This is a genomic window from Mesorhizobium sp. BR1-1-2 (genome assembly GCF_020165435.1).
Lineage (GTDB): Bacteria > Pseudomonadota > Alphaproteobacteria > Rhizobiales > Rhizobiaceae > Mesorhizobium.
In genome coordinates this window covers 204,347-229,318 of record NZ_JAIUID010000001.1, presented here as the reverse complement: position 1 = coordinate 229,318, position 24,972 = coordinate 204,347, and the positions used below count along the sequence as shown (strand labels likewise).

Annotated in this window: 27 protein-coding genes and 1 pseudogene; 11 read left to right on the top strand and 17 right to left on the bottom strand. The window is 63.9% G+C overall.

Annotation, left to right across the window (positions count from 1 at the left end):
- Positions 1-3: 3 nt before the first annotated feature.
- The 3 genes from LB551_RS01185 to LB551_RS01175 form a co-directional block, all read right to left on the bottom strand.
- On the bottom strand, positions 4-870 hold the full coding sequence (locus LB551_RS01185) for an SDR family oxidoreductase (protein WP_224657921.1): 867 nt from the start codon (positions 868-870) through the stop codon (positions 4-6).
- Between the two features lie 236 nt (positions 871-1,106).
- Positions 1,107-1,787, bottom strand: coding sequence for a helix-turn-helix transcriptional regulator (locus LB551_RS01180; RefSeq protein WP_224657920.1), 681 nt, complete (start codon positions 1,785-1,787; stop codon positions 1,107-1,109).
- Between the two features lie 8 nt (positions 1,788-1,795).
- On the bottom strand, positions 1,796-2,668 hold the full coding sequence (locus tag LB551_RS01175) for a S1C family serine protease (protein WP_224657919.1): 873 nt from the start codon (positions 2,666-2,668) through the stop codon (positions 1,796-1,798).
- A gap of 168 nt (positions 2,669-2,836) precedes the next feature.
- Between LB551_RS01175 and LB551_RS01170 the strand changes: the two genes are divergently transcribed.
- Positions 2,837-3,787: a S1C family serine protease gene (locus LB551_RS01170; protein WP_224657918.1), complete on the top strand. Its 951-nt coding sequence runs from the start codon at positions 2,837-2,839 to the stop codon at positions 3,785-3,787.
- Positions 3,788-3,797: 10 nt separating this feature from the next.
- Here the strand turns inward: LB551_RS01170 and LB551_RS01165 are convergent, their stop codons facing one another.
- Positions 3,798-4,223, bottom strand: a complete 426-nt coding sequence (locus tag LB551_RS01165) for a VOC family protein (RefSeq protein WP_224657917.1) — start codon at positions 4,221-4,223, stop codon at positions 3,798-3,800.
- Between the two features lie 66 nt (positions 4,224-4,289).
- On the opposite strand from LB551_RS01165, the gene LB551_RS01160 reads away from it, so the two are divergent.
- Complete coding sequence (locus tag LB551_RS01160; RefSeq protein ID WP_224657916.1) at positions 4,290-4,883, top strand: TetR/AcrR family transcriptional regulator; 594 nt, start codon at positions 4,290-4,292, stop codon at positions 4,881-4,883.
- A 42-nt stretch (positions 4,884-4,925) separates the two neighbouring features.
- On the opposite strand, the gene LB551_RS01155 is transcribed toward LB551_RS01160, so the two are convergent.
- Positions 4,926-5,879, bottom strand: a complete 954-nt coding sequence (locus tag LB551_RS01155) for a LysR family transcriptional regulator (RefSeq protein WP_224658179.1) — start codon at positions 5,877-5,879, stop codon at positions 4,926-4,928.
- 107 nt (positions 5,880-5,986) lie between these two features.
- On the opposite strand from LB551_RS01155, the gene LB551_RS01150 reads away from it, so the two are divergent.
- Positions 5,987-6,622, top strand: a complete 636-nt coding sequence (locus tag LB551_RS01150; RefSeq protein ID WP_224657915.1) for an FMN-dependent NADH-azoreductase — start codon at positions 5,987-5,989, stop codon at positions 6,620-6,622.
- Between the two features lie 53 nt (positions 6,623-6,675).
- Here LB551_RS01150 and LB551_RS01145 read toward each other — a convergent pair whose 3' ends face one another.
- Together LB551_RS01145 and LB551_RS01140 are read right to left on the bottom strand one after the other, a co-directional pair.
- Positions 6,676-6,975 (bottom strand): AzlD family protein, encoded by a 300-nt coding sequence (locus tag LB551_RS01145; protein WP_224657914.1) that lies wholly within the window; start codon positions 6,973-6,975, stop codon positions 6,676-6,678.
- Entirely contained in the window at positions 6,972-7,706 is a 735-nt protein-coding gene (locus LB551_RS01140; protein WP_224657913.1) for an AzlC family ABC transporter permease, read from the bottom strand. Before LB551_RS01140 ends, LB551_RS01145 begins: the two co-directional genes overlap by 4 nt.
- Positions 7,707-7,872: 166 nt before the next feature.
- Between LB551_RS01140 and LB551_RS01135 the strand changes: the two genes are divergently transcribed.
- Together LB551_RS01135 and LB551_RS01130 are read left to right on the top strand one after the other, a co-directional pair.
- On the top strand, positions 7,873-8,331 hold the full coding sequence (locus tag LB551_RS01135; RefSeq protein ID WP_140549972.1) for an Lrp/AsnC family transcriptional regulator: 459 nt from the start codon (positions 7,873-7,875) through the stop codon (positions 8,329-8,331).
- Between the two features lie 147 nt (positions 8,332-8,478).
- Positions 8,479-9,681 carry an MFS transporter gene (locus LB551_RS01130; RefSeq protein ID WP_140549971.1) on the top strand — a complete coding sequence of 401 codons (1,203 nt, stop codon included), beginning with the start codon at positions 8,479-8,481 and terminating at the stop codon, positions 9,679-9,681.
- A gap of 78 nt (positions 9,682-9,759) precedes the next feature.
- Here the strand turns inward: LB551_RS01130 and LB551_RS01125 are convergent, their stop codons facing one another.
- The 7 genes from LB551_RS01125 to LB551_RS01095 all read right to left on the bottom strand — a co-directional run bounded on the left by LB551_RS01125 (position 9,760) and on the right by LB551_RS01095 (position 17,052).
- Positions 9,760-10,056: an HlyU family transcriptional regulator gene (locus LB551_RS01125; protein WP_140549970.1), complete on the bottom strand. Its 297-nt coding sequence runs from the start codon at positions 10,054-10,056 to the stop codon at positions 9,760-9,762.
- A 113-nt stretch (positions 10,057-10,169) separates the two neighbouring features.
- Positions 10,170-10,841: a PadR family transcriptional regulator gene (locus tag LB551_RS01120; protein ID WP_140549969.1), complete on the bottom strand. Its 672-nt coding sequence runs from the start codon at positions 10,839-10,841 to the stop codon at positions 10,170-10,172.
- A 165-nt stretch (positions 10,842-11,006) separates the two neighbouring features.
- Positions 11,007-11,375: a thiol-disulfide oxidoreductase DCC family protein gene (locus LB551_RS01115; protein WP_140549968.1), complete on the bottom strand. Its 369-nt coding sequence runs from the start codon at positions 11,373-11,375 to the stop codon at positions 11,007-11,009.
- A 160-nt stretch (positions 11,376-11,535) separates the two neighbouring features.
- Positions 11,536-11,829, bottom strand: a complete 294-nt coding sequence (locus LB551_RS01110; protein WP_140549967.1) for a GYD domain-containing protein — start codon at positions 11,827-11,829, stop codon at positions 11,536-11,538.
- Positions 11,830-12,035: 206 nt separating this feature from the next.
- On the bottom strand, positions 12,036-14,060 hold the full coding sequence (rpoD, locus tag LB551_RS01105) for an RNA polymerase sigma factor RpoD (RefSeq protein ID WP_140495911.1): 2,025 nt from the start codon (positions 14,058-14,060) through the stop codon (positions 12,036-12,038).
- A 520-nt stretch (positions 14,061-14,580) separates the two neighbouring features.
- On the bottom strand, positions 14,581-16,515 hold the full coding sequence (gene dnaG, locus LB551_RS01100; RefSeq protein ID WP_224657912.1) for a DNA primase: 1,935 nt from the start codon (positions 16,513-16,515) through the stop codon (positions 14,581-14,583).
- A 141-nt stretch (positions 16,516-16,656) separates the two neighbouring features.
- Positions 16,657-17,052, bottom strand: coding sequence for an RcnB family protein (locus LB551_RS01095; protein WP_224657911.1), 396 nt, complete (start codon positions 17,050-17,052; stop codon positions 16,657-16,659).
- 390 nt (positions 17,053-17,442) lie between these two features.
- Between LB551_RS01095 and LB551_RS01090 the strand changes: the two genes are divergently transcribed.
- The 3 genes from LB551_RS01090 (at position 17,443) to LB551_RS01080 (ending at position 20,819) form a co-directional block, all read left to right on the top strand.
- Positions 17,443-19,104, top strand: a complete 1,662-nt coding sequence (locus tag LB551_RS01090; RefSeq protein ID WP_224657910.1) for a Na/Pi cotransporter family protein — start codon at positions 17,443-17,445, stop codon at positions 19,102-19,104.
- A gap of 218 nt (positions 19,105-19,322) precedes the next feature.
- A complete protein-coding gene (locus LB551_RS01085; RefSeq protein WP_224623678.1) occupies positions 19,323-19,532 on the top strand; it encodes a DUF2061 domain-containing protein in 210 nt (69 codons plus the stop codon).
- A 102-nt stretch (positions 19,533-19,634) separates the two neighbouring features.
- Positions 19,635-20,819, top strand: coding sequence for an MFS transporter (locus LB551_RS01080; protein WP_224657909.1), 1,185 nt, complete (start codon positions 19,635-19,637; stop codon positions 20,817-20,819).
- Between the two features lie 111 nt (positions 20,820-20,930).
- On the opposite strand, the gene LB551_RS01075 is transcribed toward LB551_RS01080, so the two are convergent.
- Both LB551_RS01075 and LB551_RS01070 read right to left on the bottom strand, forming a co-directional pair.
- The gene (locus LB551_RS01075) at positions 20,931-21,488 is read right to left on the bottom strand and encodes a GNAT family N-acetyltransferase (protein ID WP_224657908.1); all 558 of its coding nucleotides are present in this window, start codon (positions 21,486-21,488) and stop codon (positions 20,931-20,933) included.
- 52 nt (positions 21,489-21,540) lie between these two features.
- Positions 21,541-21,745: pseudogene (locus LB551_RS01070) on the bottom strand (DNA helicase); the annotation flags it as partial.
- A gap of 28 nt (positions 21,746-21,773) precedes the next feature.
- On the opposite strand from LB551_RS01070, the gene LB551_RS01065 reads away from it, so the two are divergent.
- Entirely contained in the window at positions 21,774-21,941 is a 168-nt protein-coding gene (locus tag LB551_RS01065; protein WP_224657907.1) for a hypothetical protein, read from the top strand.
- Positions 21,942-21,976: 35 nt separating this feature from the next.
- Entirely contained in the window at positions 21,977-22,966 is a 990-nt protein-coding gene (locus LB551_RS01060; RefSeq protein WP_224657906.1) for a murein L,D-transpeptidase catalytic domain family protein, read from the top strand.
- 53 nt (positions 22,967-23,019) lie between these two features.
- Here the strand turns inward: LB551_RS01060 and LB551_RS01055 are convergent, their stop codons facing one another.
- Entirely contained in the window at positions 23,020-23,469 is a 450-nt protein-coding gene (locus tag LB551_RS01055; RefSeq protein WP_224623681.1) for a GatB/YqeY domain-containing protein, read from the bottom strand.
- 278 nt (positions 23,470-23,747) lie between these two features.
- Here LB551_RS01055 and carA point away from each other — a divergent pair, with 278 nt between their 5' ends.
- Entirely contained in the window at positions 23,748-24,959 is a 1,212-nt protein-coding gene (gene carA, locus LB551_RS01050; protein ID WP_224657905.1) for a glutamine-hydrolyzing carbamoyl-phosphate synthase small subunit, read from the top strand.
- The last annotated feature ends 13 nt before the right edge of the window (positions 24,960-24,972 follow it).

The following is a 24,972-nucleotide window of genomic DNA, read 5'->3' as shown; positions in this document are numbered from 1 at the left end:
CTTTTAGAAAGCCGTCCTGATCTTCGTGCCGGAATTGGCAAACACCTCGTCCGGGACAAAAAAATCGCCGGCCAGCGGCCCGGCCGCACCCGGCGCATAGACCGAAAAATCGCTGATCCCCTCGGCGCGCAGCACTTCCTCGTCGATGTAGAAATTGCCGGTCGCTTCGCGCGATGGCCGCATGAAGATGGCATGCGCGGCATCGGCCATGATGTCCGGGGAACGGCTCATCGCGGCCACCGTCGCGCCGCCCAGGAGATTGCGCACGGCCGCGGTATCGATGGTCGAGATCGGCCACAGCGAATTGACCGCGATGCCGTCTTTGGCGAACTCCGCGCTCATGCCCAGCGTGCACATGGACATGCCGAACTTGGCCATTGTGTAGGCGACATGGTTCTTGAACCACTTGGCCTTCATGTCGAGCGGCGGCGCCAGATTCAGGATATGAGGATTCCCGGCCAACTTCAGGTGCGGAATGCACATTTTGGAAACGAGAAACGTGCCGCGCGTGTTGATCTGGTGCATCAGGTCGTAACGCTTCATGTCGGTTTCCAGCGTGCCGGTGAGCTGGATGGCGCTGGCATTGTTGACGCAGATATCGATGCCGCCGAATTTTTCGACCGTCTTGGACACCGCTCCGGCCACTTGCGCGTTCTCGCGAATGTCGCACAGGACCGGCAGCGCCCTGCCGCCGGCTTGCTCGATCTCTTCAGCGGCGGTGTAGATCGTGCCCGGCAGCTTCGGATGTGGCTCAGCGGTCTTGGCCGCGATCGTCACATTGGCTCCGTCGCGCGCGGCGCGCAAAGCGATCGCCAGCCCGATGCCGCGCGACCCGCCGGAGATGAACAGCGTCTTTCCCTTGAGCGACATTTTTCCTCCGCTTGCATTGTCTCGCAGCGCGATCCTTGCCTGTGGCGGTCCCGGATACAAGAGCTTGCGGCAGCGGACGATGGTGACGCTGCGGACGATAGTGCGAGTTGATCGGAAAACGGTTGGATTGGCAGGGTGGCGCGCGAACTCGCACGGCGCCCCTGAAAGCCATGCCGTTCCTGTTCAGAGGTGATAATTTCCGACTAACCGACGTCGAAGCGGCGGTGTGATCGATATCAGACCAGCACCAGCCCCTGCCGCATCGCAATGGCGATGGCGTCCGTCCGGTTAGCGGCGCCGAGCTTGATCAGGATCGCGGCGACATGGAACTTCGCCGTGTGAACGGAAATGTCGAGCCGGCGCGCGATCACCTTGTTGGGCGCGCCCTCGGCCAGAAGCGCCAGCACTTCCGCTTCTCGCGGCGACAGCGCCGGGCGGGCGGCATGCTCGTCGGGATGCTCCTCGTGGAAAAGGCCGTCGCCGCCAATATCACCGTCGTGGAAATCGTCGCGGCGGCCAGGAACGGACCCGCTGTCGCCAAAGACGCGGTAGCCGGCCGCCGCCAGCCTGGCGGCGGCCGCAATCAGCATTGCATCCGCCGCCGTCGGCAGCACGGCGAACACCTGCCCCTGCGGCCGTGCCAGGCCGGCCTGCGAAGACAACAGCACCCGCGTGGTCGCGGCGGGAACGGCGTCGCCCTTCCCTGTTCCCGCACCCGTGGACCCGACAGTGTCGTCGACGATGGCGACGTCGGCCGCTTCGCCGCTGCCCGGCGTCACCGGCAGCAGATCGTCGGTCGCGGCAAGCGACGCGGACAGGCGCTCGGCGCGCGCGGCGTCACCGAGCGCGATCAGCACGACCAGCTGCCGCTCGCCGGTGCCACTTCCCGTCATCTCGCCTGCCGCGATCGCGTCCATTAATCCTCTCAGCTGAGCGGCTTTTCGCCGATCGTCAGCGCCACGTCTCGCTGTTCTCCGCCGCGCACGACGCCGAGCGTAACCGAAGCACCGGCGCTGTCGGGCCCGAGCCTGCGGATCAACTCGCGCGGGCCGCTCACCGCCTCGCCGTTCCACGCGACGATGATGTCGCCGAGGGAAAGGCCGGCGGCCTTGGCCGGACCGTTGTCGTCAAGGCTCATGACGATGGCGCCGCGAGCCTCACCGTCGCGGATCGGACGCAGACCGGCGCCGAGATAGCCGCGGGCGACATGGCCTTTCTCTCGCAGCGTGGCGACCGCCCGCTCGATCGTCTCGTAAGGCATGACCAGCGCGCGGCCGCGCGGCCCGAACAACAACATGCCGATCAGCGCGCCCTTGGCATCGAGCACCGGGCCGCCCTCGAAACGGCCGCCGGCGCCCACCGCCAGGTTGATGCGCCGGTCGATGGTGCCGCCGCGCATCGAGCGCCAGGCCGGGCCGACTTCGCCGACCGAGCCTGAAACCGCCAGCGCCGAACCCCGGCTGTTACCGATGGCGACGGCAATATTGCCGGGCCGCACCGCATCCGCCCTGGCCAACAGCGCGGCATTGACGGCACCGGTCGGCTTGAGCAGGGCGACGCCAGTCGAGGGATCGCGGCCGACAAGATCGGCCTTCACCGTCTCGCCCGAAGCCAGCGTCAGCTCGATCTCCTCGCCGGCCTCGACGGCTTCCTCGGCGGCAACGAAGTACCCGTCGCGCCAATGGAAGGCGCTCGCTGTGCGATGATGGTGCGTGGTGAAGCTCGCGGTCGCCGGTGCCGCCTTTGCTGCCAGATCGGCGATGGCTTCCGAAAAGGCACTTAGATTGAATTCGCTCATAACGGTCTCCTGGGTTCATCCATGCCCCAGATATCGCGCGGCAGCGCGCTTGGAGATACTCGCCTGACGGCTAGTCGGCCGGGTGACTGGCCATCTGGTCAGGTCGCGGCGGATGAAGCCGCTCCGCACATATAGTCATCGTTGCGCCTGAAAACATGGAGCCCGCCAATGGCCGTCGCTGCCGCCAAATTCCAATCCGACGACACGCTGCTTGACGCCTATTCGACGACGGTCGCCGACGCTGTCGACCGCATCGGCCCGGCCGTCTGCCGCATCGAGCGTATCGGTGGTCAGGGCGGGCATGGTTCGGGCTTCGTCATTGCGCATGACGGGCTCGTCGTCACCAACTTCCACGTCGTCGGCGATGCCAGAACGGTGCGCGTGTCGATGCCTGACGGCGCCTCCAGCGAAGGCCGCGTGCTCGGCCGCGATCCCGATACCGACATCGCGCTGGTGCGTGCCGACGGCAGCTTTGCCGATGCCGCGCCGCTGGGCGATTCCAAGCGCCTGCGGCGCGGCCAGATCGCCATTGCTATCGGCAACCCGCTCGGCTTCGAATGGACCGTCACCTCGGGCGTCGTCTCGGCGCTCGGCCGCTCGATGCGCGCTTCCACCGGGCGGCTGATCGACGATGTCATCCAGACCGACGCCGCGCTCAACCCCGGCAATTCCGGCGGACCGTTGGTATCCTCGGCGGGCGAGGTGATCGGCGTCAACACCGCCATGATCCATGGCGCGCAAGGCATTGCCTTTGCCGTCGCCTCCAACACCGCCAATTTCGTCATTTCGGAGATCATCCGTTTCGGCCGCGTCCGCCGCGCCTTCATCGGGGTGTCGGCCGACACCGTCAACCTGCCCCGTCGCGCGGCCCTTCTGTCACAAGTATCCAGCAAGACGGCGGTTCGGCTGCGCAGCGTCGAGAAGGAAGGCCCAGCGGCCAGGGCCGGCCTCCGGGAAGGCGATATCGTCGCCGCGATAGACGGCCGACCGGTCACAGGCGTCGACGACCTCGTGCGTTTGCTCGACGCCGAGCGGATCGGCTGCGAGACGCGGTGCACGGTCGTGCGCCGCACCGGTGTCAGCCAGGTGACGGTGATGCCAGTGGCAAGGGCTGGTTGAGGATTGCTACTCAGGCGCTCACTGCACCTTGCGCATACTGCGCCAGGAATTCCTCGCTCGGCGGGATCGGCTTGATGACATCGATCAGGACGCCGTTGGGGTCCCTGGTGATGAAATGGCGCTGGCCGAAAGGCTCGTCGCGCAGGGACCTAAGCATGGGCAGGCCGGCGGCTGTGATCCGCTCATAGACCGCATCGGGATCACGGACTTCGAAGTTGATCAGCAGGCCCGAGCTCCGACCCCTTCCCTCTTCCGGGATCGTCTCATGGTCGCCTTGCACGATGCCGAGATTGACGCGCTTGCTCTCCGCCGATTGCAGATGCACGTACCAGTCGCTCGTAAACAGCGGCCGGAAGCCGAAATGCTCGACATAGAACGCCGCTGTGCCGGCAACGTCCCCGGTCATCAGCACCGGATAATAGCTGGTCGTCTTCATCTTTCCTTCTCCCGTCAAGCAACATACAGTCTGCATGTAAATTGAATTAACATACAGGCTGCATGTATGCAACAGAGATCAGCGCGCCGTTCCAACCGTGACCGCACCGAGGCGACACGAGCCGATCTGATCGCCGCCGCGCGAAAACTGTTCATCGAAAAATCCTACGCCGAGACCGGCACGCCGGAGATCGTCGCCGTAGCCGGCGTGACGCGGGGGGCGCTCTACCACCACTTCTCCGACAAGCAGGCGCTGTTTGGCGCCGTTGTCGAGCAGGAGGCAGAGGCGGTGGCGCGGGAGATCGAAGGCGCCGCGCCGCCTTCGATCAATGCCCGCGACGCGCTCATTGCCGGCTCCGACGCCTATCTTGCCGCCATGCGCGCGCCCGGCCGCACGCGGCTTCTGCTGCTCGACGGCCCGGCCGTGCTCGGCCGCGCCGAAATGGACGCCATCGACAACCGCCATGGCAATCGCTCGCTGCGCGAAGGGCTGGTCGCGGCGATGCGCGCGCGGACTGTGAAGAAGCTTCCGGCCGAAGCCACGACCGCCTTGCTCGCCGCCGCCTTCGACCGCGCGGCGCTTGCCATCGAGGCGGGTGGTTCGGCAGAAGACTACCGTGCCGTGCTCATGGCGCTGATCGATGGGTTGTCCCGCGCCTGATCCGAGGCTCTCGCCTGATGTAACCGCCGGGCAAAGTTTGAATCAAAATTCCGCGTTGGAAATTTCCGGCTCTTCATCCGGCACTTCGCCCGGCTCGAACTCGTTGAAGCAGCCGAGCTGACGCTTGAACTGCTCGATCAGCCAGGCCGCCGCCGGCTTCGGGCTGCGGTCGGCGCGATGCATGGCATAGAGCGGCGAGCGCACCTCGCTGAACGGTTCCAGGTCGAGTTCCACCAGCCGGCCGCTGGCCAGATCATCGGCGATCAGCCAGCGCGGCAGCCCGCCCCAGCCTAGCCCGTCGCGCATCAGCGTGTGCTTGGTGCGTACATCAGTCAGCCGCCATGTGCGATACGCGAAGACACCATAGTCGCGCCCCTTGGTGCGCTCGGACTGGTCGGTGACGACAAGCTGCGTATGTTCGCGCGCATCCTCGATCGCCACCGGTTTGGGTAGCAGCGCCAGCGGGTGGCTGGGCGCGGCAGCCAACACTATCGACATGAAGCCTATGCGCACCAGGTGGACATCGACATCGCCCAGCAGGCCGCCGATGCCGAGATCGGCCTGGCCACCGACAACATGGTCGGGGATAAGGCCGAGCGTGCCGATATGCAGACGCAGCATCACGGTCGGAAACTGCGCTTCGAACGCCTTGAGCACCCGCACCAGCACAGGTGAAGGCAACGCCGCATCGACCGACAGTGCCACTTCGGCCTCCAGCCCGTGATGATGGCCGTCGACGCGCGAGCGGATACGCTGCAGCACGCCGACCATCCGCCGCGCATCTTCCAGCATCGCGCGGCCGATCTCGGTCAGTTGTGGCTCCCGCGTGCCGTCGCGCTCGAACAGCTTCAGCCCGAGTTGCGCCTCGAGATTGGCGATGCCGTAGCTGATGACGGATTGCGCCCGGTTGAGCTTGCGGCCGGCGGCGGAAAAACTTCCGGTATCGGCAACAGCCACGAGGATCTGAAGCTGGTCGAGTGTCGGGTTAGGCTGCATCATTGTATCTAATTCATGGATGGATCGTATAGAAAATATACCAGTTTATCTGATGGGTCGAAAGCCCATATGTAGCGGGACAACCCAATTCCACTGGAGAGACCCGTATGTCCATTCTTCTCGTCACGTCGAGCCCGCGCGGCGCTGCCTCGCACTCGACCCGTATCGCCACCGAACTCGCTCAGAAGCTGCTCGCCGCCGATCCGACGAACACGCTTGTCGTGCGCGACCTCGTCGCCAACCCGCTGCCGCATATCGACACCGATTATGCGACCGGCATCTACACGCCGGCCGAATCCCGCACGCCGCGCCAGGCCGAAGTGGTCGGCGTCTCCGACGCCGTGCTGGACGAACTGTTCGCCGCCGACACGGTGATCCTGGCCACCGGCTTCATCAACTTCAACATCTCCTCGACGCTGAAGTCCTGGGTCGACCATGTCGCCCGTTCCGGCAAAACCTTTGCTTACGGCGAGAGCGGCCCGAAAGGCCTCGTCACCGGCAAGAAGGTCTATATTGTGCTCGCTTCCGGCGGCATCTACTCGGAAGGCGCGGCCGTGCAGTTCGATCATGCTGTTCCCTATCTGCGCTCGGTGCTCGGCTTCATCGGCATGACCGAAGTCGACGTCATCCGCATCGAAGGCGTAGCCAAGGGTCCTGACGCAGTCAGCGAAGCGCTCGCCAAAGCCACCGCCAAGGTCGACGCTGTGGTGGCTGCCAGCCGGGATGTTGCGGCAGCCGCGTAAAAGCTCTGATTGCCAACCAGATCGAAGGCAGGCGCCCGCGCCTGCCTTTTGGCCTATCCAATGATGTGCCGCAGCAGTCCCGCCGAAGCGACCCCGATCAGCACGGTCGGCAGCATCGAAAATCGCGTGGCGGCAATCAGCGTGACGGCCAGGGCCAGAAGATCAGCCGGGTTTTTCGACACGAAGGCCGGCGCGATGACCGAGATCAGTACGCAACCGGGCGCCGCCTCCATCACGGCCGTTGCCCGTGCGCTGAGCACGCGGTTGCGCAGCACGACATAGCCGCCGATCCGGGTGAGATAGGTGACGCCCGCCATCAGCACTACGGCGAGAAGGGTTGTCATGTCGATCATGCATCACCTGCCGTCAGCCAGGCAGCAAGCAGCCCCGACAGCGCGCCCGCCGCGACATACCAGGCGCCGGGAGCGAAAAGGTAGGTCAGTGCCGCGATGACGAGGCTGACCAGCCACGGTCGTGCCGCGGCAATGCTTTTCCACATGCCGCGCAGCAGCACCAGGAAGACGGCCGCGAAGGCCATGTCGAAGCCGTAGGTCTCGGCGTCGCCAAGCACCGGGCCGAGCAAAGCGCCAGACGTGGTGAACGCCACCCAGGTCAAGTACATCGCCAGTGCCGCGCCCATGTAGTAGCGCGGACTGAAGGCCGGCGTCACGCCGTCGGCGGCGCGCCGTTTGGCGTCCGCCAGGCCCAGCGCCCAACTTTCATCGCACATGAAGAACAGCGCCGGAAACACCCTGCGCCGCGGCAGGTCGCGCAGGAAAGGCGCCAGTGCCGCCCCCATCAAGAGATGGCGGCTGTTGACCAGGAAGGCGATGGCGACGATGAGCAGGATGTGCGGCGGCGACGTCCATAGCTGGATCGCCGCGAATTCCGAACCGCCGGCGAAGTTCAGGCCAGTCAGCAGCGACAGTTCGACGGTGCTCAGTCCCTTCTGCGTGGCCTGCGCGCCGAGCACCAGCGCATAGGGGATGGTGCCGAGCAGCACCGGCGCGCAGGAAGCCACGCCGCGCCGGAACTCCGATCCCGAACCCCCGTCAGCCGCCGATGTCGCCTCTGCAATGCTCATGGTTCTTCCCTGGGCGCCTCGCGGCCGCCTCTGCCGGTTCCGATGTCGGTGATGTCTGCGCCAACCATAGCCATTTGGTCCCGCAATTTGGTTGCGAAGATTGTTGTGTTTCATCATGTTTTGGCATCTGATGTCAGAAATAAGCGAAGAAATGGAATTGAGAGCCATGAAGCTGGATGAGATCGACAGGCGGATCCTACGGGCGCTGCAGCGGGACGGGCGTATGGCCAACAATGAGCTGGCCATCGAAGTCGGACTGTCGCCGTCGCCCTGCCTGCGCCGCGTCAAGCTCCTGGAGGAGGCCGGCGTCATCGACCGCTACGTCGCCGTGCTCAACCCGGCCAGCATCGGCAAGGGCCTGACGTTCTTCACCCGCATCTGGCTGAAGGCGCAGGACGAGGACACGATCGAGCATTTCGCCACCGAGGTCGCCAAGCTGCCGCAGGTGATGGAATGCTATCTGATGCTGGGCGACTGCGACGCCATGGTGCGCGTGGTGGCGGCCGGCATCGACGACTACCGTCGCTTCCAGTCGGAGCATCTCAGCCGCATCAAGGGCGTGCAGAACGTCAAGACCGATGTTCCCAGCCAGACCATCAAATACACATCGGAACTGCCGATCTAGGCGCCGGGAAACGGTGTCATCTCGGACTGGATAAAAAATGCAACCGGATTGTAGGATCGGAGCCGGCGCGGGCGTCCTTCGGACGCAAGCGGCAGGCCAAGCCAGGCCGTGCCGCACAACAAATGCCTTACGGCATGGGAGAAAACCATGAACCTTTCCTATCGTTGGGTCATCGTCGCGGCCGGCGCGCTGATGTCTTGTGTCGCCATCGGCACGATGTTTTCGCTGGCGATCTTTCTCGAGCCGATGGCGCTCGACACCGGCTGGTCGCGTGCCGGCATATCGAGCGCCATGACGCTCAATTTCCTGGTCATGGGCCTTGGCGGCTTCGCCTGGGGCGCGCTGTCGGACCGCTTCGGCGCCCGCATCGTCGTCACGATCGGCGCGGTGCTGCTCGGCCTGGCGCTGGTGCTGGCCAGCCGCGCCGGCTCGCTTGTCACCTTCCAGATAACCTTTGGCGTGCTCGTCGGGCTCGCGGCCAGCGCCTTCTTCGCGCCGATGATCGCATTGACGACCGCCTGGTTCGACACCAACCGCGGCCTTGCCGTGTCGCTGGTCTCGGCCGGCATGGGCGTCGCGCCGATGACGATCTCGCCCTTCGCCCGCTGGCTGATCTCAGCCTATGAATGGCGCACCGCCATGTTCGACATCGGCATCATGGCCTGGGTGCTGCTCCTGCCGGCGGTGCTTCTGGTGCGCCAGCCGCCAAAGCCGGCCGCAACCGGCGCGGCCGCCGCACCGGTTGCCGAGGGCGCCGGTATGAGCGTCGGCCAGGCGCTGCGCTCGCCGCAATTCATCGTGCTGGGGCTGACCTTCTTCGCCTGCTGCGCGGCGCATTCGGGGCCGATTTTCCACATGGTCAGCTACGCCATGCTGTGCGGCGTGGCGCCCATGGCCGCCGTCTCGATCTACAGCGTCGAGGGCCTTGCCGGGCTTGGCGGGCGTCTGCTCTATGGCGTGCTCGCCGACAGGCTGGGCGTCAAGCCGGTGCTGATCGCCGGATTGGTGATCCAGGCCGTGGTGATCGCCGCCTATCTCTCGATCAGCCAGCTCGACCAGTTCTACATGCTGGCCGTCATCTTCGGCGCCACCTATGGCGGCGTCATGCCGCTCTACGCGGTGCTGGCGCGCGAATATTTTGGCCAGCGCATCCTGGGCACCGTGTTCGGCGCCGCCACCATGCTGTCCAGCCTCGGCATGGCGCTCGGCCCGCTCGCCGGCGGCATGGTGTTCGACGCCTACGCCAACTACCATTGGCTGTTCATCGGTTCGGCCCTCATCGGGCTCGGTGCAGCCGGCATCGCCATCGCCTTCCCGCCACTGCCGCGCAGAACGTTGCAGCCGGCATAGCGGGAACAAACGAAAGGGCCGGCCCATATCTGGACCGGCCCTCGGCTCTCTGGAATTCTTGAGCCGTTCGTCGGCGGCCTACCCGAACATCCGCTCGCCCTGCTCGTCGACGAGCTGGATGCCCTTCTTGATCGAGATGTCGACGGCGTCGTCCAACCCGGCAAAGCGGTCGGCGCGGATGAATCTATGTTCCTTCAGGACGCCGTCGACGTCCTTGGAGACGACGCCGCAGGTCTGGTACTGGCCATCGGCCTTGTAGGGCGTGGCACTGATCGTGAAACCCTTGTGCTCCACCTGCTTGGCCGGTGCGGCGCTCTTGGGCTCGGCCGCTTCATCGCCGCCACCACCGCCGAAAAGACGCTTCAGAAAAGACATCGGGCTTCCTCCACACCATTCATCCCGCACCACATAATGCAGCGCGGGATGATTTTCACTATCGGTCCTTGCCTGTACGGGCAAGAGATGTGTCCGGCTGGACCGGAGACCAGCTATTTGCGCGACAGCGCTTCCAAAGCCGCGGCGGCGTCTTCGAGGATGCTCATCGCCTCGGCCTGCTTGTCCGCCGGCGCATCGACGATGTCGCTCAGCGCGGCGCGCAGCCGGTGGCGCAGCGCACGGAATTCATCGCGCTTCTCCGAACGGCCGCCTCGGCCGCCGCGCCGATCCTCGCCCTCGTCGTTCCAGCCGAACCAGTCGCGCGCCTTGGCCATCTTGCGGCCGAACCGCTCGAGATGGTCGAGCACGCCGTCGATCATCTCGCGGTTGTCGGCAAGATGCTCCTGCCCGGCCTCGGTGATCGAAAACACCTTCTTGTTGCCTTCGCTCGAGGACACGGCATAGCCTGCCTCTTCCAGGAAGGTCAGCGTCGGGTAGACCACGCCCGGGCTCGGGCTGTAGATGCCGCTGGTGCGCTCCTCCAAGGCCTTGATGATGTCATAGCCGTGCCGCGGCGCCTCGGCCAGCAGCGACAGCGTGATCAGCTTGAGGTCGCCGTCGGCCAGCATGCGCCCGGCGCGGAACATGTCGCCCGGGCCGCCGCGTCCGCCGCCCCTGCCGTGGCCGAACGGGCCAAAGCCGCCGCCCCCTCTGCCGCCAAATTTTCCGGCCATGTGCATGAAAACGCGCTCGGCGCGATCGCCAAAATGATTATGTCTGTGCATTGACTGCTCCTTGAGTTCTATCTTACGATATATCTTAATTAGGAGTGCTCAATCGAGGAGTCAAGATATATCTTACGATGTATCTAACTGGAAGCAGCATCTGTCGGCCTCAACCAGGCGGGCAGCGCTCGAACTATGCCTTCGTCATGATTGGAGCGGCCCGCGCTACCAGCGGCCGCTGCGCCGGTTCCATGCATAGAGCAGGTCGGCAAAGCGGTCGTAGCCGAAGCGAGCGAGCGGCAGCGTGACGGCGTTGCCGAACAGCTTTGCCAGCCAGCCCTCGCCCGGCGTTACCCGCCAGACCGCTACTGCAACATCGGCGCCGACCAGCAGCCTGCCCTGAGCATCCGTTGCGTGCAGCCGGCGGCGGATGTCTTCCAGCGAAGCGCCGAATCCGGCCAGTGCTTCGGGCTCATGATTGATGTCGCGAAATTCGATCCGTCCGGCCTTGACCGCCTCGATCAGCCGCCGCTTCTGCCTGCCAATGCCGGCATTGCAGACCGGGCAACGCGTGTTGTACCAGACGGTCAGCAAAGGCCCGGACCTCGAAACAGAAGTATAACCTGAACTATCCGGAAAATGCCGCCGCCCCGCAATATGCCGGCTTAACGGCTGTCCGTCGAAGACGGTCAGGAAGCTCGCCGCCAAGCGGGCGTCGTCAAGACGGCGCCCTGCCCGTCGGCCTGCGTGGCGGCTATCCAAGCGAGGAGATGATCTCGCGGTAAGCAAGTTCCGGAAAAGCCTTCAATGTCCTTGTCTTGACGTTGCCGCCCGTGGCCAGCATCAGCGCGAAACGCGCCAGCACCGCATCATCGGGCGCTTCGACAACTGCCACCATGTCGTATTCGCCCATGGTCAGGTAGAACGACTTGAATGATCCTCCCATCTCGCCCAACTGCGTCCTGGCGGCGTCGAGGCGCTTTGGCGAGTCGCGCACATTTTTGGCGCCCTGCTCGGTCCAGTTGATAAGTATGATGTAAGTCGTCATGGCACACCTCCTCCGGGGCCACGGAGCACGGTGCTCAGGCCATGGAAATGTCGACATGGCCTCGACCGGGGCAGGCTTCCCGGGTTGTCGCCCAGAAAAATGCATCCGACACGAAATTATCCTCCCCAAGGGCAAATGCCGCAAGCCGCCCCAAGAAAAAGGGCGCCACGATGGGCGCCCTTTTCTCCAATACCGATTGGCAAGTCTCAGCTGTCGAGGAAGCTGCGCAGCTTGCGCGAGCGGCTCGGGTGCTTGAGCTTGCGCAATGCCTTGGCTTCGATCTGGCGGATACGCTCGCGGGTGACCGAGAACTGCTGGCCGACCTCCTCGAGCGTATGGTCGGTGTTCATGCCGATGCCGAAGCGCATGCGCAGCACTCGCTCCTCGCGCGGCGTCAGCGAGGCGAGCACGCGCGTGGTGGTCTCGCGCAGATTGGCCTGGATCGCCGCGTCGATCGGCAGGATCGCCATCTTGTCCTCGATGAAGTCGCCCAGATGCGAATCCTCCTCGTCGCCGACCGGCGTTTCGAGCGAGATCGGCTCCTTGGCGATCTTCAGCACCTTGCGCACTTTTTCGAGCGGCATTGCGAGCTTCTCGGCCAATTCCTCCGGCGTCGGCTCGCGGCCGATCTCGTGCAGCATCTGGCGCGAGGTGCGCACGATCTTGTTGATCGTCTCGATCATGTGCACCGGAATGCGGATGGTGCGCGCCTGGTCGGCGATCGAACGCGTGATCGCCTGCCGGATCCACCATGTCGCGTAGGTCGAGAACTTGTAGCCGCGGCGATACTCGAATTTGTCGACGGCCTTCATCAGGCCGATATTGCCTTCCTGGATCAGGTCGAGGAACTGCAGGCCACGATTGGTGTATTTCTTGGCGATGGAGATGACGAGGCGCAGATTGGCCTCGACCATTTCCTTCTTGGCGATAGCCGCTTCGCGCTCGCCCTTCTGCACCTGGTTGACGATCTTGCGGAATTCCAGGATCGAGATGGCCGTTTCCGTGGCCAGATTCTGGATCTCGGCGCGCAGATCCCTGATCGCGTCCTTCTCGTTCTTGGTGAACTCCTTCCAGCCGCGCGAGGTCAGATTGGCGATCGAGCGCGTCCAGTTCGGGTCGAGTTCGGAGCCCTGATATTCCTTCAGGAACTCCTCGCGGCGCACGCCATAGCTTTCGGCGAGACGCAAAAGCTTGCCCTCGTTCTGCACCAGGCGCTTGTTGATGTCGTAGAGCTGCTCGACCAGCGCCTCGATGCGCGCCGTGTTGAGCGACAGCGACTTTACCGCCTTGATGAGCTGGTCCTTCAGCTCCTTCAAGCGGCGGTCCTGGCTGGGCGACAGCGTGCCGGCCGCGGCCAGCCGGTTCTCGACCTGCTGATCCTGCAGCTTGCGCAGCTTCTTGTAGGTGTCGGCGATGACGTCGAGCGTTTCCATGACCTGCGGGCGCAGCTCGGCTTCCATTGCCGCCAGCGACAGGCTGGCCTCGTCCTCGTCCTCCTCGTCATCATCCCCGATGCCGCGCGTGTCGGCGCCGACATTGGTGATGTCGTCTTCATCGTCGCGTCCGCGGCGCGGCTTTTCCTCGACCTTGGGCGCTTCCTCGACGCGCTCCACCACCGGCGCCTGTTTGGCCTCGGGGCCGGCATAGGTAGCTTCGAGGTCGATGATCTCGCGCAGCAGGATCTTGGATTCGTTGAGCTCGTCGCGCCAGATGATGATGGCCTGGAAGGTCAGCGGGCTTTCGCACAGGCCCGCGATCATCGTCTCGCGGCCGGCCTCGATGCGCTTGGCGATGGCGATTTCGCCCTCGCGCGACAACAGCTCGACCGAACCCATTTCGCGCAGGTACATGCGGACCGGATCGTCGGTGCGGTCGGTCGGCTCTTTCTTCGTGGTTGTGGCGGCGACGGCGGTGCCGGTCTGCTCGGCCAGCTCGTTGGCGTCTTCCTCGGCATCCGCCGCGGTGTCGCCGGCCTCGGCCTCTTCGCCCTGCTCGTCATCCTCGACGACGTTGATGCCCATGTCGGACAACATCGCCATCGTGTCCTCGATCTGCTCGGAGGTCACTTCCTCGGAGGGCAGCACCGAATTCAGCTCGTCCATGGTGACATAGCCGCGCTTCTTGGCGGCCTTGATCATCTTCTTGACAGCATCATCAGAAAGGTCGAGCAGAGGGCCATCGGTGGCGCCTTCGCGTTCGGTCTCGACCTCTTCCTTTTCCTTTGTCGCCATAGTCTTTATCTTCTCCTAGCGGCCCGACATCGAGGCCGCGCAAGCTGTCGGACCGGTCAAATCGGCTGGGCTCGCTTTTGCAACGCGCTTCACCGGGCCAATAACTACATCATCTCTTTGTTGGTGCCCTGTCGTCGCCCAAAACCGGTTTCCATTTTTGGGCGACATGCATTAAGTCCAGATTAACCCTGATATCTGTGGCAGGCTGGCTGCCTGTCCAGTGACCAAGACCTGACATCGCTGCTTTTCCCGTCGACGCGGGTGCGGGTTAACGTTTCGAATCGTCCTGATTCCGCCATTCTGCCGGAAGGTCAAGCGCCTCTCGCATGATTCGCATGAAAAAAGCGAATCAATTACCCGACTTAGCGCGGTCCGGCTCTAGAAGATCCATGACCACGCCGTCATTCCTGCACTTGCTGGCACGAGCCCGTCCCAACCCTCGGGCCGAAATGAGCTCCGCCTTTCTTCTGCTGGAGCATGATCGTTCCCGAAAACCAGGTCCCGCTTTCGGAACCATGCTTCAGGCCCGACCAGCCCTGCCCGACGAAACACCGAAGCCTTCGATCAGCGCTTCCGTCGCTTGTACATCCCGAAATTGCGCTTGAATTTCGATCAGATGGCGGAAATTCTCGTCCGAAGGATCCGCATCCATCGCCGCTTCCGCCTGTTTCAGCTCCTTATGTAAGGTGCGCGCGCTGCGCTGCAAGTGCAGCGCCTGGTTCAGAGCGTCGCGGGCATCCTCGAGCGCTGCCGTCTCCAGCGCCGGCCACTGCCGCGCCCGCCTGATCAGGCCGACGGCACGCTCCCAGATCTCGGCGCAGCCGGCGCGCTCGATCGTCGCCACCACGGCGTGGCGGTCATTGGCCATGTCATGCGCCATCGCGTCGAGGATGGCGCCGTGCAGCCGCCTCAACTCGGAGTTGGCGAGATCGAGGAACTCGACATGGGCGAAATTCTCGTCGATCAGCGCCGGGTGGTTGACCAGTGCCACGATGATCGTCGCTTCGCGCACCGGCATTCCTTCGTTGCCGCGCTTGACCAGTGCCGACTGGCCGAGGCTTTCCGTGATGGCGATGCGACCACCGCCGGCCTTAGCGAATTGTCCGCCGGGAGCGGGCGCCTTGCCCTGCCCCGGTTTCCAGTCCGGACGACCTTGCCGCGTTCCGCGCTGAGAACCGAAGAAGCTCAGCACGCGCTCGCGCATCTCCTGCTGGTAGTGATATCGCAGGCTTTCATCACGGATGCGGCTGGTCAGTTCGCGCAGTCGCTTCTCCAGTTCGGCCCGCCGCTCCGGCGTGTCGAAGACGCCGCCCGCCGTCTCGCGCATCCATAACAGATCGGCAAGAGGACGCGCTTCCGCCAGCACGGCGCGGAAGGCATCCGGCCCCTCCGCCTTGACCAGGTCGTCGGGATCCTTGCCTTCCGGCAGCAGCGCGAAGCGCGCCGTGCGCCCGGCCTGGACTACGGGCAGCACCATGTCGGCGGCCCGCCATGCCGCCTTCAGCCCAGCCTTGTCGCCGTCGAAGCACAGCACTGGCTCGGCGGCCATACGCCACAACAGTTCGAGTTGGTTTTCGGTAAGCGCCGTGCCGAGTGGCGCCACGACATTTTCGAAGCCGGCCTGCGCCAATGCGATGACATCCATATAGCCTTCGACGGCGATGACCGTGCCGCCCTTGGCCAGCGCTTTTCGCGCGCGGGCGAAATTGTACAGCACGTTACCCTTGTGGAAGAGCTCGGTATCGGGCGAGTTCATGTATTTGGCGAGCGCATCCGGCGCCAGCGCTCGCCCGCCGAAAGCGATGATCTTGCCGCGCGAATCCGGAATCGGGAACATGATGCGGTCGCGGAACCAGTCATAGGAGACCGGAATGTCGTCGCCATGGCGCACCAGCCCACAGGCCTCGATATCGGCCTTCGGCACGCCCTTTGCAGCCAGATGCTCCTTCAGCGCATTGCGGCTGTCGGGCGCATAGCCCAGCCGGAACGCATGCTGCGTCGCGGGCGTCAGTCCGCGGTCGCGCAGATACGCACGGGCTTTGGCGCCCTCCGCGCCCTGTAGCCGCTCCTGGAAAAAGGCAGTCGCCATTTCCATGACGTCAGTGAGGCTGGCGCGTTCCTTCTCGCGCCGCTCCTCCTGCACGTCGCGAACCGGCATCGGCACGCCGGCCATGTCCGCGATCTTCTCGACCGCCTCGGGAAAGCTCAGTCCGTCAAGTTCGGTCAGGAACTTGAAGTGATCGCCCGAGACCGAGCAGCCGAAACAATGATAGCGGCCCTTCTTGTCCTCGCAATGGAAGGACGGGCTCTTCTCGCCATGGAACGGGCAGCAGGCCCAATAATCGCCGCGCGACGCATTGGTCTTCTTGCGATCCCAGGCGACGCGCTGGCCGATGACCTGCGAAATCGGCACGCGGTCGCGTATCTCGTCGAGGAAGGCGGGCGGAAAGCGCATCGGGGAACTCGTTTATCCCCCATATAATCATGCCCGCAAAGTCCGGCGACCCCTAATGCTGACGATGCCCGGTTTCCACAGGGCAAAAGGAAAGGCGGCCGTTGCGGGCCGCCCTTCCTCCAGTCTGGCACTATCGGGACTTTACTGCGCGGCAATGGCGCCAAAGATGATGCCGGAGAGGGCGCCGACCAGCACATAGTCGTTGCCGACGCGGATCCATTCCTGGCCACGGCCGGGACGATGCAGGCCGTAGCGACCATAATCGCGGACCGGCTGATGCTGCCGCCAGCCGGAATATTTCTGGCCATTGCGCCAGTTGTTCCGCTTCACGACGACCTTCTTTTGAATGATGCGCTTCTGGATAACGCGCTTCTGGATGACGCGCTTCCTGACATCCCGGTTGGTGGGCTTCTGCCAGTCGACGGCGGTGTAATTCGACTGCGGCGCGACCGGCGCATTGAGCGGCGCGGCCTGGCCCGTCAGGGACGTAGCGGCCAGCATCGAGAAAGCAAGACCGGAAAGAACAATGCGTTTCATGAAGGAATCTCCTTGGTTGTCGATGCCGCAGAAATAGCCGTCGAAGAATGAACCGAAACTGAACACGCGTATTACAATTCCGTAATGGATTCGAAGCTTTAGGCCGATTGGTTGAACATCCTCGCAAATTCCGGGCGAAGGGCTGGCGGCAACACCGGCCGATCCGCTGCGTCAAGGCGGCGAGGCTCATGCAACCATTTCGGCATCCGTCCATTCTCCGACACGTCCCGTCGCGCGTGGGGAGCCCTTGAAATCGACAAATTTTTATTATCCGGCTAAAATATTCGAGCTATTATCGCCCAACGCCATGATCATGATTCGCACACCTCGTCTTTCCCCCGGCCGCCGCGCTGCCCGCGGCGCCGGCTTTGCCCGTATCGGTGCGCCGCAATGAGCGGCTCCGTGGTCCTTCTGCATCTGGCCGGCGCCGTGGCGTTGATGCTGTTTGCCACGCGCATGGTGAAAACCGGCGTCGAGCGGGCCTATGGCGACGTGCTGCGCCACAAGCTGCGCGCCACCATGCGCAATCCTGTCATGGCGGTGCTGGCAGGCACCGGCCTCGCTATAGCGCTGCAGAGCTCCACCGCCGTCACGCTGCTGGTCGGCTCCTTCGCCGGCTCCGGCATCGTCTCGGGCGCGGCGGGGCAACTGGCCGTGCGCGGCGCCGAGATCGGTTCGGCTCTGGTGGTCAAGCTGCTCACCTTCGACCTCACCCTGCTGGTGCCGCTTTGCCTGATCACCGGCACGGTCATGTTCATGGCCACCGAGCGGCGCGACTGGCGCCAGACCGGTCGCATCCTGGTCGGCATCGGCCTTTTGATCCTGTCGCTGGAAATGATCGGTCAGGCATCCGAGCCGCTGCGCAACAGCCAGTTGATGCCGGTCATCATCAATTACTTCTCCGGCGATTCCATCACCGCTTATCTGCTGGCGGCGCTGATCACGTGGCTGTTCCAGTCGAGCATCGCCGCGGTTCTGTTAATGGCGACGCTGGCGGGCCGCGGCCTGATTACGCCGGAACTCGGCGTCGTCCTCATCCTGGGCGTCAATCTCGGTTCGTCGATCATCGCGCCCATGCTGACCCGTTCCTCCGGCCCCGAAGTGCGCGTAGTGCCGATCGGCAACCTCTTGATGCGCGGGCTTGGCTCGCTGGTCATGCTGATCCTGGTCATGATCTTCAGGCCGCATTTCGCGTTCCTCGGCGCGACGGCAGCGGACCAGATCGTCAATGCCCACATCCTGTTCAATGTGCTGATCCTGCTCGCCGGCCTGCCGCTGGCGGGTCTCGTCTACCGCGCCTCTGAGAAGATCGTGGCGCTCGGCACCAAGGCGCCAGCCGCCACGCTTGACGTGGTCGAACTCTCGGCGCTCAACGAAAGCGCGCTCGACATGCCGAGCCAGGCGCTGGCCAATGCCACCCGCGAGGTGGTGCGGGTCTGCGAGACGGTCGAGATCATGCTCAAGCGCATCATCGAGCTCTACGAGAGCGCCGATGCCGACAAGATCAAGGCGCTGGCCGCGCTTGACGACCGCGTCGACCGCAAGCACGCGGCGATCAAGCTCTACCTCGCCAAGGTCACCAAGAACCCGCTCACCGAGGACGAGGCATTGCGCTGCCAGGAACTGATCGGCGCCTGCGTCAAGCTGGAGCAGGTCGGCGACATCATTGTGCGCAACATGCTGGTGCATGTAAAGAAGAAGTTCGACCGTGGGCTGGAATTCACCGACGAGGGCTGGAGCGAGCTGTGCGCCTTCCACGCCTCGGTGCTCGCCAATGCGCGGCTTGCCTTCAACGTGCTGGTGTCGCGCGATGCCGAGACGGCGCGTCAATTGGTTCTGGAGAAGGAACGGCTGCGCGACGCCGAAAAAGAGACAAGCGCCAGCCATTTCCTGCGGCTGCGCGAAGGCACTGCCAAAAGCGTCGAGACCAGTTCGATCCACCTCGACACCATCCGCGATCTCAAACAGATCAACTCGCTGCTGGCATCGATGGCCTATCCCGTGCTGGAAGAACGCGGCCTCCTCGGCGGATCCAGGTTGAAGGCGAGCTGATCAAGGACATCTCTCCTTCTCCCTTTGGGAACCCTCATCCGACCTCGCTTTGCGAGGTCGCCTTCTCCCAACAAGGGCAGAAGAAGAGCGCCGCGCTCCCCCAAAAAATTGCATTGCGTAAAAATTGCATGGCGTCGGTGTTTCGGCGGCAAAATTGCCATTGCCGCGTTTCCATCGCTCGGGCTAGGCATATCAGCCAAAGCTTTCGGAGGAAATCGATGGACACCCATTCGCGCAGTTTCGCCAAGGCGCTTTCGTGGCGCGTGACCGGCACCATCGATACGATGATCATCTCGCTGGTGGTGACCGGAAGCGTCAAGCTGGCGGCCGCCATCGGCGTCACCGAGATCTTCACCAAGTCGCTGCTCTATTATTTTCACGAGCGGGCATGGCTGAAGGTTCCTTATGGACGCAAGACCCCGTTCTGACCCCGGGGATCAAGAAAAGCTAAAGCGGCGACAAAAATTTCTGGATTGCCGGCAGCGCGCATCCGTGGTTTGAGGCCTGCATTCGAGGATTTAATTCCCGCCATGTCGCTTCCGCTCATCGCCCTGTTCATCGCTGCCTTCGCTTTCGGCACCACCGAATTCGTCATCGCAGGCGTGCTGCCGCAGGTGGCGCAAGGGCTTGGCGTTTCGGTTCCGACATCGGGCTATCTCGTCTCCGGCTATGCCTGCGGCATCGCCATCGGCGGTCCGCTTCTGGCGCTTGCCACCAAGTCCCTGCCGCGCAAGACCTTGCTGCTCGGCCTCGCCGTCGCCTTCACCATCGGTCAGGCGGCCTGCGCGCTGGCGCCCGACTTCACCTCGATGCTGCTTCTGCGCATTGCCGTCGCAGTCGCGCATGGCGCTTATTTCGGCGTCGCCATGGTGGTGGCGGTCGGGCTGGTGCGCGAGGACCAGCGCGGCATGGCGGTGGCCGTCATCCTGTCGGGCCTCACCGTCTCCAACGTGATCGGCGTGCCAGCGGGCACTGCCATCGGCAACATTTGGGGCTGGCGCGCGACCTTCTGGGTTATGTGCGCATTGGGCGTGGCGGCCACGCTTGCCATGGCAGCCCTTTTGCCGCGCACCACAGGCTTTCAGGCCAAACCCGCCGGCCTCGCCCGCGAGGTCCGTGTGCTTGCCCGCCAGCAGGTCTGGACGTCGCTGATCCTGATGCTGATGCTGATGATCGGCCAGTTCGGCCTGTTCACCTACATCACCCCGACATTGCTCGAGATCACCGGCCTCGACGAGAACCTGGTGCCTTGGGTGCTCTTGCTCAACGGCGTCGGCGCCACGCTTGGCGTCTTCCTCGGCGGCAGGCTAGCCGACTGGAAGCTGATGCCCTCGCTGATCACCATGCTGGCCCTGCAGGCGGTGACGCTTGCGGTGATCTATGCCGTCAGCCCCTATCCCGTGCCGATGGTCGTGGCGATCGTCATCTGGGGCGGCCTCAACTTCGCCATCGGTACGCCGATTCAGACCCGCATCCTGTCCTGGACTGCGGATGCCTCGAACCTGGCCTCCTCGCTGATCCCATCCGGCTTCAATGTCGGTATAGCGCTCGCGGCATCGCTCGGTGCCGCCATGCTCAATGGCGGTTACGGTTATCGCAGCCTGCCGCTGCTTGGCGCTTTGGCGATGCTGGTCGCCGTCGCGGTGGCGCTCGCCTCGCACATCTGGGAGTGGCGCAGCAACGCCACGCCACCGCTGACGGCAGCGGCGGAGTAGATTATCCGCGCCGCGATATACTACCGATCATGCCTGATCCGGGCGTCCACCGGCGCAAGCACGACGCGATGAACAGTCATGTCTCCCCGGCGGCTGCGCAGCTCCAACGCATTACAGATCGATGCGGAACCGCAGGCTCTCCGCTCCGCCATAGGCGGCATCTTCGAAGAAACGTTCGACCAGTCTGCCGCCGTTGGCCAGGATCACTTTGTGCGAGGCCGGATTGCCAGGTTTTGCAGTGATGTCGACATGAGCCAGGCCGACCGCCCTCGCCTCATCCAACATCAGCCGCAGCGCTTCCGTCGCGTAGCCGCGTCGCTGTTTCCACGGCACCACGGCATAGCCGATATGGCCAAGCACGTGCGGCGGCAGCGCCGACGTGCCCTTCTGCCAGCGCAGGCCGATCGAGCCTGACGCCTCGCCGTCCCATATCCAGCGCCTGAAACCCGGCAGGCGCGGGACCTGTCTGCCGTCGGGCAAGGTGATCGGCGGCCCCTTGGCCTCGGGATCATCGAGGCTGGCCAGGAACGCCGCTGGATCCTCCTCGATTGCCGCAAGCTGCTCGCGCGTTGCATCCATGAGCCGTACATTGTCGGGCGACCAGCCGCGCTCGAGCGCAGCCTTGTAGGACGCCAGATGCTCGAGCCCGGGCTTGACAATTTCGATCATGATCCATGCTCCCTCGCAGGCCAAGCAGGCATAGCGATGGCCACTGGAACGCTCAAGCGGGCTGGAAGCGGATCTCGCCGCTGTTGAGGAAACACGCCTTGCTGAACAGCGACAGATCCGTCGGGTTCGGCAACCGGACGTCGCTGATAGCGGGAAACGGCTTCATCGATGGATCGTATGACCGGTCGATCTGCGAGATGAAGACCAGGATCACGCCCCCTGTCGCGCGCAAAAACCTTCAATGTGCGGACCTGCACAGTTGGTCCGGTGATCGGATTGCCCCGCATGAACAATGCTTTCCCGACTGAGGGAGGAGGCGTGGGCGCGCCGGAATCAGATGATACCGCAATGCTGGCGGGTCGAAAACGCGCATATATGCGGGAAGCGCTGAACAAGATGTGTTTCGCCGGCGGGCGCGAGCCGATTTATGATCGTGTCGTAGTGATTCACTAAGAAAACGCAAACGCTTCGACAGGAGAATGGGTCCGGTGCGGTTGATATCTGTCCCGCTGGGTGTCGTCGCCAGCCTCCTCCTCGTTGTCGTTGCCTTGACGGCACGGTCCTTTGCTGAGCCCTCGGCCATTCCGGCCTGGCTGCAGGCCCATGTCGGCGAAGGTGATGGTCAGATCTCAGCTGTGGTCCTGGAGCGGGCCCGTGCGCTTTACCTGAAGAAAGTCGGCGCAGGAGCCGTTAACAATCCATGCTACTTCGCCATGGATGCGACGCGCCCTAGCGATCTGGGCAACAACAAACTGGGTCACCGTTATTACATCATTTGCGAGGCCAGCCAGGCGTTTCGCGCGGTTTCGGCGGGCCACGGCAGCGGCCGGAATCTGAAGGGCGTCGCCGATTTCGCCAATGGCAAGCGCTGCGCGAAGAACTTCGGCAACGCGCTGGATTCGTCACTGACCGCCGGCGGCGCCTATATGACCGGCGAGGCCAAAACCTCGTTCAAGGGCTATTATCGCACCGCGGCGAAGCAGGACGTGGCTTTCATGCGTACCTTCGTGCAGTTCGATGGCGAGGGCGAGGCCGCGAACGCCAGGCAGCGCGTGATCGGCGGGCATCCGGCGGAAGTGTTGAAGGGAATGTGTCTTCGCAAAGACCCGGCCAGCTCGCATGCCGACCATGACGGCTACGTGCCGTTCGGTAAGCTGGTGGATTATGCCGGCGGCCGCAGCAATGGCTGCACCAGTTGGTCGGCGGCGGATGCGCGGCAGATCGTCCAGATGGTGAAGGACAATCCGACGACGCTCTACATCTACCCTGAATCGCGCGACATCGCCGCCGTTGCGCAAATGGTGGCGGCGGGTCGTTCGCTGTCGGGCGCTGGGCCCTATTGGAACGCATCCTGCCTGAAGGAAATCGGCTCTCCGAAATTCTGGCCGCGAAAGACGCTCGAGCCGATCATTGCCCAATACAGGAAGGACCACCCGCCACCACCGCCGCAGCCGGTGCCGATCTGCAAGGAGCCGTGAAGTTCGCCCACAGTGCCGAATTGCGGACTTTGCAAGCCAAGAGAAACAGCACCCTACTGCAGCAGCCCCTTGACGATCCCGCTTGCCTTGCCGAAATCCATCTGGCCGGCATATTTTTGCTTCAGCGCCGCGATCACCTTGCCCATGTCCTTCTGGCTGGCCGCACCGGTCGCTGCGATCGCCTCACGCGCCGCGGCGGTGATGGCGGCATCGTCGAGTTGCGTCGGCAGGAAATCGCGGATGATCGCCATCTCGCCGCGCTCCTGCGCGGCCAGTTCCGGACGCTTGCCGTCTTCGAAGGCCTTGGCCGATTCTTCGCGCTGCTTCACCATCTTGGCCAGGATCTGCAGGATCTCCTCATCGCTGGCCGGCTCTTTGCCGGCACCGCGATTGGCGATGTCGCGATCGTGGATGGCGGCCTGGATCAGCCGCAATGTCGGCAGCCGGTGCTTGTCCTGCGCCTTCATCGCGCTCTTCAGGGATTCGGCGATTTTTGCGCGCATCGTGCTTTCTCCTTCGGTCGGCGCGGACAATAGCGCCCGGTGCGGACCAACGCAAACCCTGATATGTTGAGGCAAGCCTATGATATTGCTCAATGAAATAAATCGCAGCGGCATTTCCCATCATCATTGACCGACCTGCCCCCTTCCCCTATGTACTGGGCCTTGCATGAACTGAAGCTTGAGTGCGTGGAGGCCGCGAATTCGCCGCTCCGCGCCGTTTGCCGCGCAAATGGGCCGCTGGGCCGGTTTGAAGCGCGCGGCCTGATAGGAGTGCCGCCATGGCCGACACCGCGTCCACCCCCGCTTGGGCAACCGAGAAACCGACGGCATTGCTGGTGCTGGCCGACGGCACCGTCATCGAGGGTCGCGGCCTGGGCGCAACGGGTTCGGCGGTCGCCGAGGTCTGCTTCAACACCGCGCTCACCGGTTACCAGGAGATCCTGACCGATCCGTCCTATGCCGGCCAGATCGTCACCTTCACCTTCCCGCATGTCGGCAATATCGGCACCAATGGCGAAGACGTCGAGGACCTCAATCCGGCCGCTCGCGCCGGCGCCGTCGGCGCCGTGTTCAAGGCCGACGTCACCAATCCCTCCAACTACCGCGCTGCCGGCCACCTCGACCAGTGGCTGAAGAAGCGCGGCATCGTCGCCCTCTCGGGCATCGACACGCGCGCACTGACCGCGTTGATCCGCGAAAAGGGCATGCCCAACGCCGTTATCGCGCACGCGCCCGACGGCGTCTTCGATCTCGACGACCTGAAGCGCCGCGCCGCCGCGTGGTCCGGCCTGATCGGCCTCGACCTCGCCAAAGAGGTCACGTCAGGCCAATCCTCGGTGTGGCGCGAGACGCCTTGGGTGTGGGACGAGGGCTTTGGCGAACAGGACGAGCCCTCCATGCATGTCGTCGCCATCGACTATGGCGTCAAGCGCAACATCCTGCGCCTGCTTGCGGGGCTTGGTGCCAAGGTGACCGTGGTTCCGGCCAAGACCGGCGCCGAGGAGATCCTCGCCATGCAGCCGGACGGCATCTTTCTGTCCAACGGCCCGGGGGATCCGGAGGCGACCGGCGACTACGCCGTGCCCGTCATCCAGGACCTGTTGAAGACCGATATTCCGGTGTTTGGCATCTGCCTCGGCCACCAGATGCTGGCGCTGGCGCTGGGCGGCAAGACCGCCAAGATGCATCAGGGCCATCACGGCGCCAATCACCCGGTCAAGGACCACACCACGGGCAAGGTCGAGATCGTCTCGATGAACCACGGTTTTGCCGTCGACGCTGACTCGCTGCCGTCGGGCGTCGAGGAAACCCATGTCTCGCTGTTCGACGGCTCGAATTGCGGCATCGCGCTGACAGGCCGGCCGGTATTCTCGGTCCAGCACCACCCGGAGGCCTCTCCCGGCCCGCAGGATTCGCATTATCTGTTCCGCCGCTTCGTCAACCTGATCCGCGAAAAGCGCGGCGAGGAACTGCTGGCCGAACGGGCTTAGTTCCGACAGATCC

Bases quoted from the DNA above. Each gene is read 5' to 3' on its own strand.
- LB551_RS01165 (WP_224657917.1), bottom strand. From the start codon at position 4,223: ATGAAGACGACCAGCTATTATCCGGTGCTGATGACCGGGGACGTTGCC.
- LB551_RS01085 (WP_224623678.1), top strand. From the start codon at position 19,323: ATGGACACCCATTCGCGCAGTTTCGCCAAGGCGCTTTCGTGGCGCGTG.
- LB551_RS01075 (WP_224657908.1), bottom strand. From the start codon at position 21,488: ATGATCGAAATTGTCAAGCCCGGGCTCGAGCATCTGGCGTCCTACAAG.
- rpoD (WP_140495911.1), bottom strand. From the start codon at position 14,060: ATGGCGACAAAGGAAAAGGAAGAGGTCGAGACCGAACGCGAAGGCGCC.
- LB551_RS01170 (WP_224657918.1), top strand. From the start codon at position 2,837: ATGGCCGTCGCTGCCGCCAAATTCCAATCCGACGACACGCTGCTTGAC.
- LB551_RS01150 (WP_224657915.1), top strand. From the start codon at position 5,987: ATGTCCATTCTTCTCGTCACGTCGAGCCCGCGCGGCGCTGCCTCGCAC.
- LB551_RS01135 (WP_140549972.1), top strand. From the start codon at position 7,873: ATGAAGCTGGATGAGATCGACAGGCGGATCCTACGGGCGCTGCAGCGG.
- LB551_RS01155 (WP_224658179.1), bottom strand. From the start codon at position 5,879: ATGCAGCCTAACCCGACACTCGACCAGCTTCAGATCCTCGTGGCTGTT.
- LB551_RS01125 (WP_140549970.1), bottom strand. From the start codon at position 10,056: ATGTCTTTTCTGAAGCGTCTTTTCGGCGGTGGTGGCGGCGATGAAGCG.
- LB551_RS01080 (WP_224657909.1), top strand. From the start codon at position 19,635: ATGTCGCTTCCGCTCATCGCCCTGTTCATCGCTGCCTTCGCTTTCGGC.
- LB551_RS01145 (WP_224657914.1), bottom strand. From the start codon at position 6,975: ATGATCGACATGACAACCCTTCTCGCCGTAGTGCTGATGGCGGGCGTC.
- LB551_RS01120 (WP_140549969.1), bottom strand. From the start codon at position 10,841: ATGCACAGACATAATCATTTTGGCGATCGCGCCGAGCGCGTTTTCATG.
- LB551_RS01090 (WP_224657910.1), top strand. From the start codon at position 17,443: ATGAGCGGCTCCGTGGTCCTTCTGCATCTGGCCGGCGCCGTGGCGTTG.
- LB551_RS01130 (WP_140549971.1), top strand. From the start codon at position 8,479: ATGAACCTTTCCTATCGTTGGGTCATCGTCGCGGCCGGCGCGCTGATG.
- dnaG (WP_224657912.1), bottom strand. From the start codon at position 16,515: ATGCGCTTTCCGCCCGCCTTCCTCGACGAGATACGCGACCGCGTGCCG.
- LB551_RS01110 (WP_140549967.1), bottom strand. From the start codon at position 11,829: ATGACGACTTACATCATACTTATCAACTGGACCGAGCAGGGCGCCAAA.
- LB551_RS01055 (WP_224623681.1), bottom strand. From the start codon at position 23,469: ATGCGCGCAAAAATCGCCGAATCCCTGAAGAGCGCGATGAAGGCGCAG.
- LB551_RS01180 (WP_224657920.1), bottom strand. From the start codon at position 1,787: ATGGACGCGATCGCGGCAGGCGAGATGACGGGAAGTGGCACCGGCGAG.
- LB551_RS01175 (WP_224657919.1), bottom strand. From the start codon at position 2,668: ATGAGCGAATTCAATCTAAGTGCCTTTTCGGAAGCCATCGCCGATCTG.
- carA (WP_224657905.1), top strand. From the start codon at position 23,748: ATGGCCGACACCGCGTCCACCCCCGCTTGGGCAACCGAGAAACCGACG.
- LB551_RS01140 (WP_224657913.1), bottom strand. From the start codon at position 7,706: ATGAGCATTGCAGAGGCGACATCGGCGGCTGACGGGGGTTCGGGATCG.
- LB551_RS01160 (WP_224657916.1), top strand. From the start codon at position 4,290: ATGCAACAGAGATCAGCGCGCCGTTCCAACCGTGACCGCACCGAGGCG.
- LB551_RS01065 (WP_224657907.1), top strand. From the start codon at position 21,774: ATGAACAATGCTTTCCCGACTGAGGGAGGAGGCGTGGGCGCGCCGGAA.
- LB551_RS01095 (WP_224657911.1), bottom strand. From the start codon at position 17,052: ATGAAACGCATTGTTCTTTCCGGTCTTGCTTTCTCGATGCTGGCCGCT.
- LB551_RS01185 (WP_224657921.1), bottom strand. From the start codon at position 870: ATGTCGCTCAAGGGAAAGACGCTGTTCATCTCCGGCGGGTCGCGCGGC.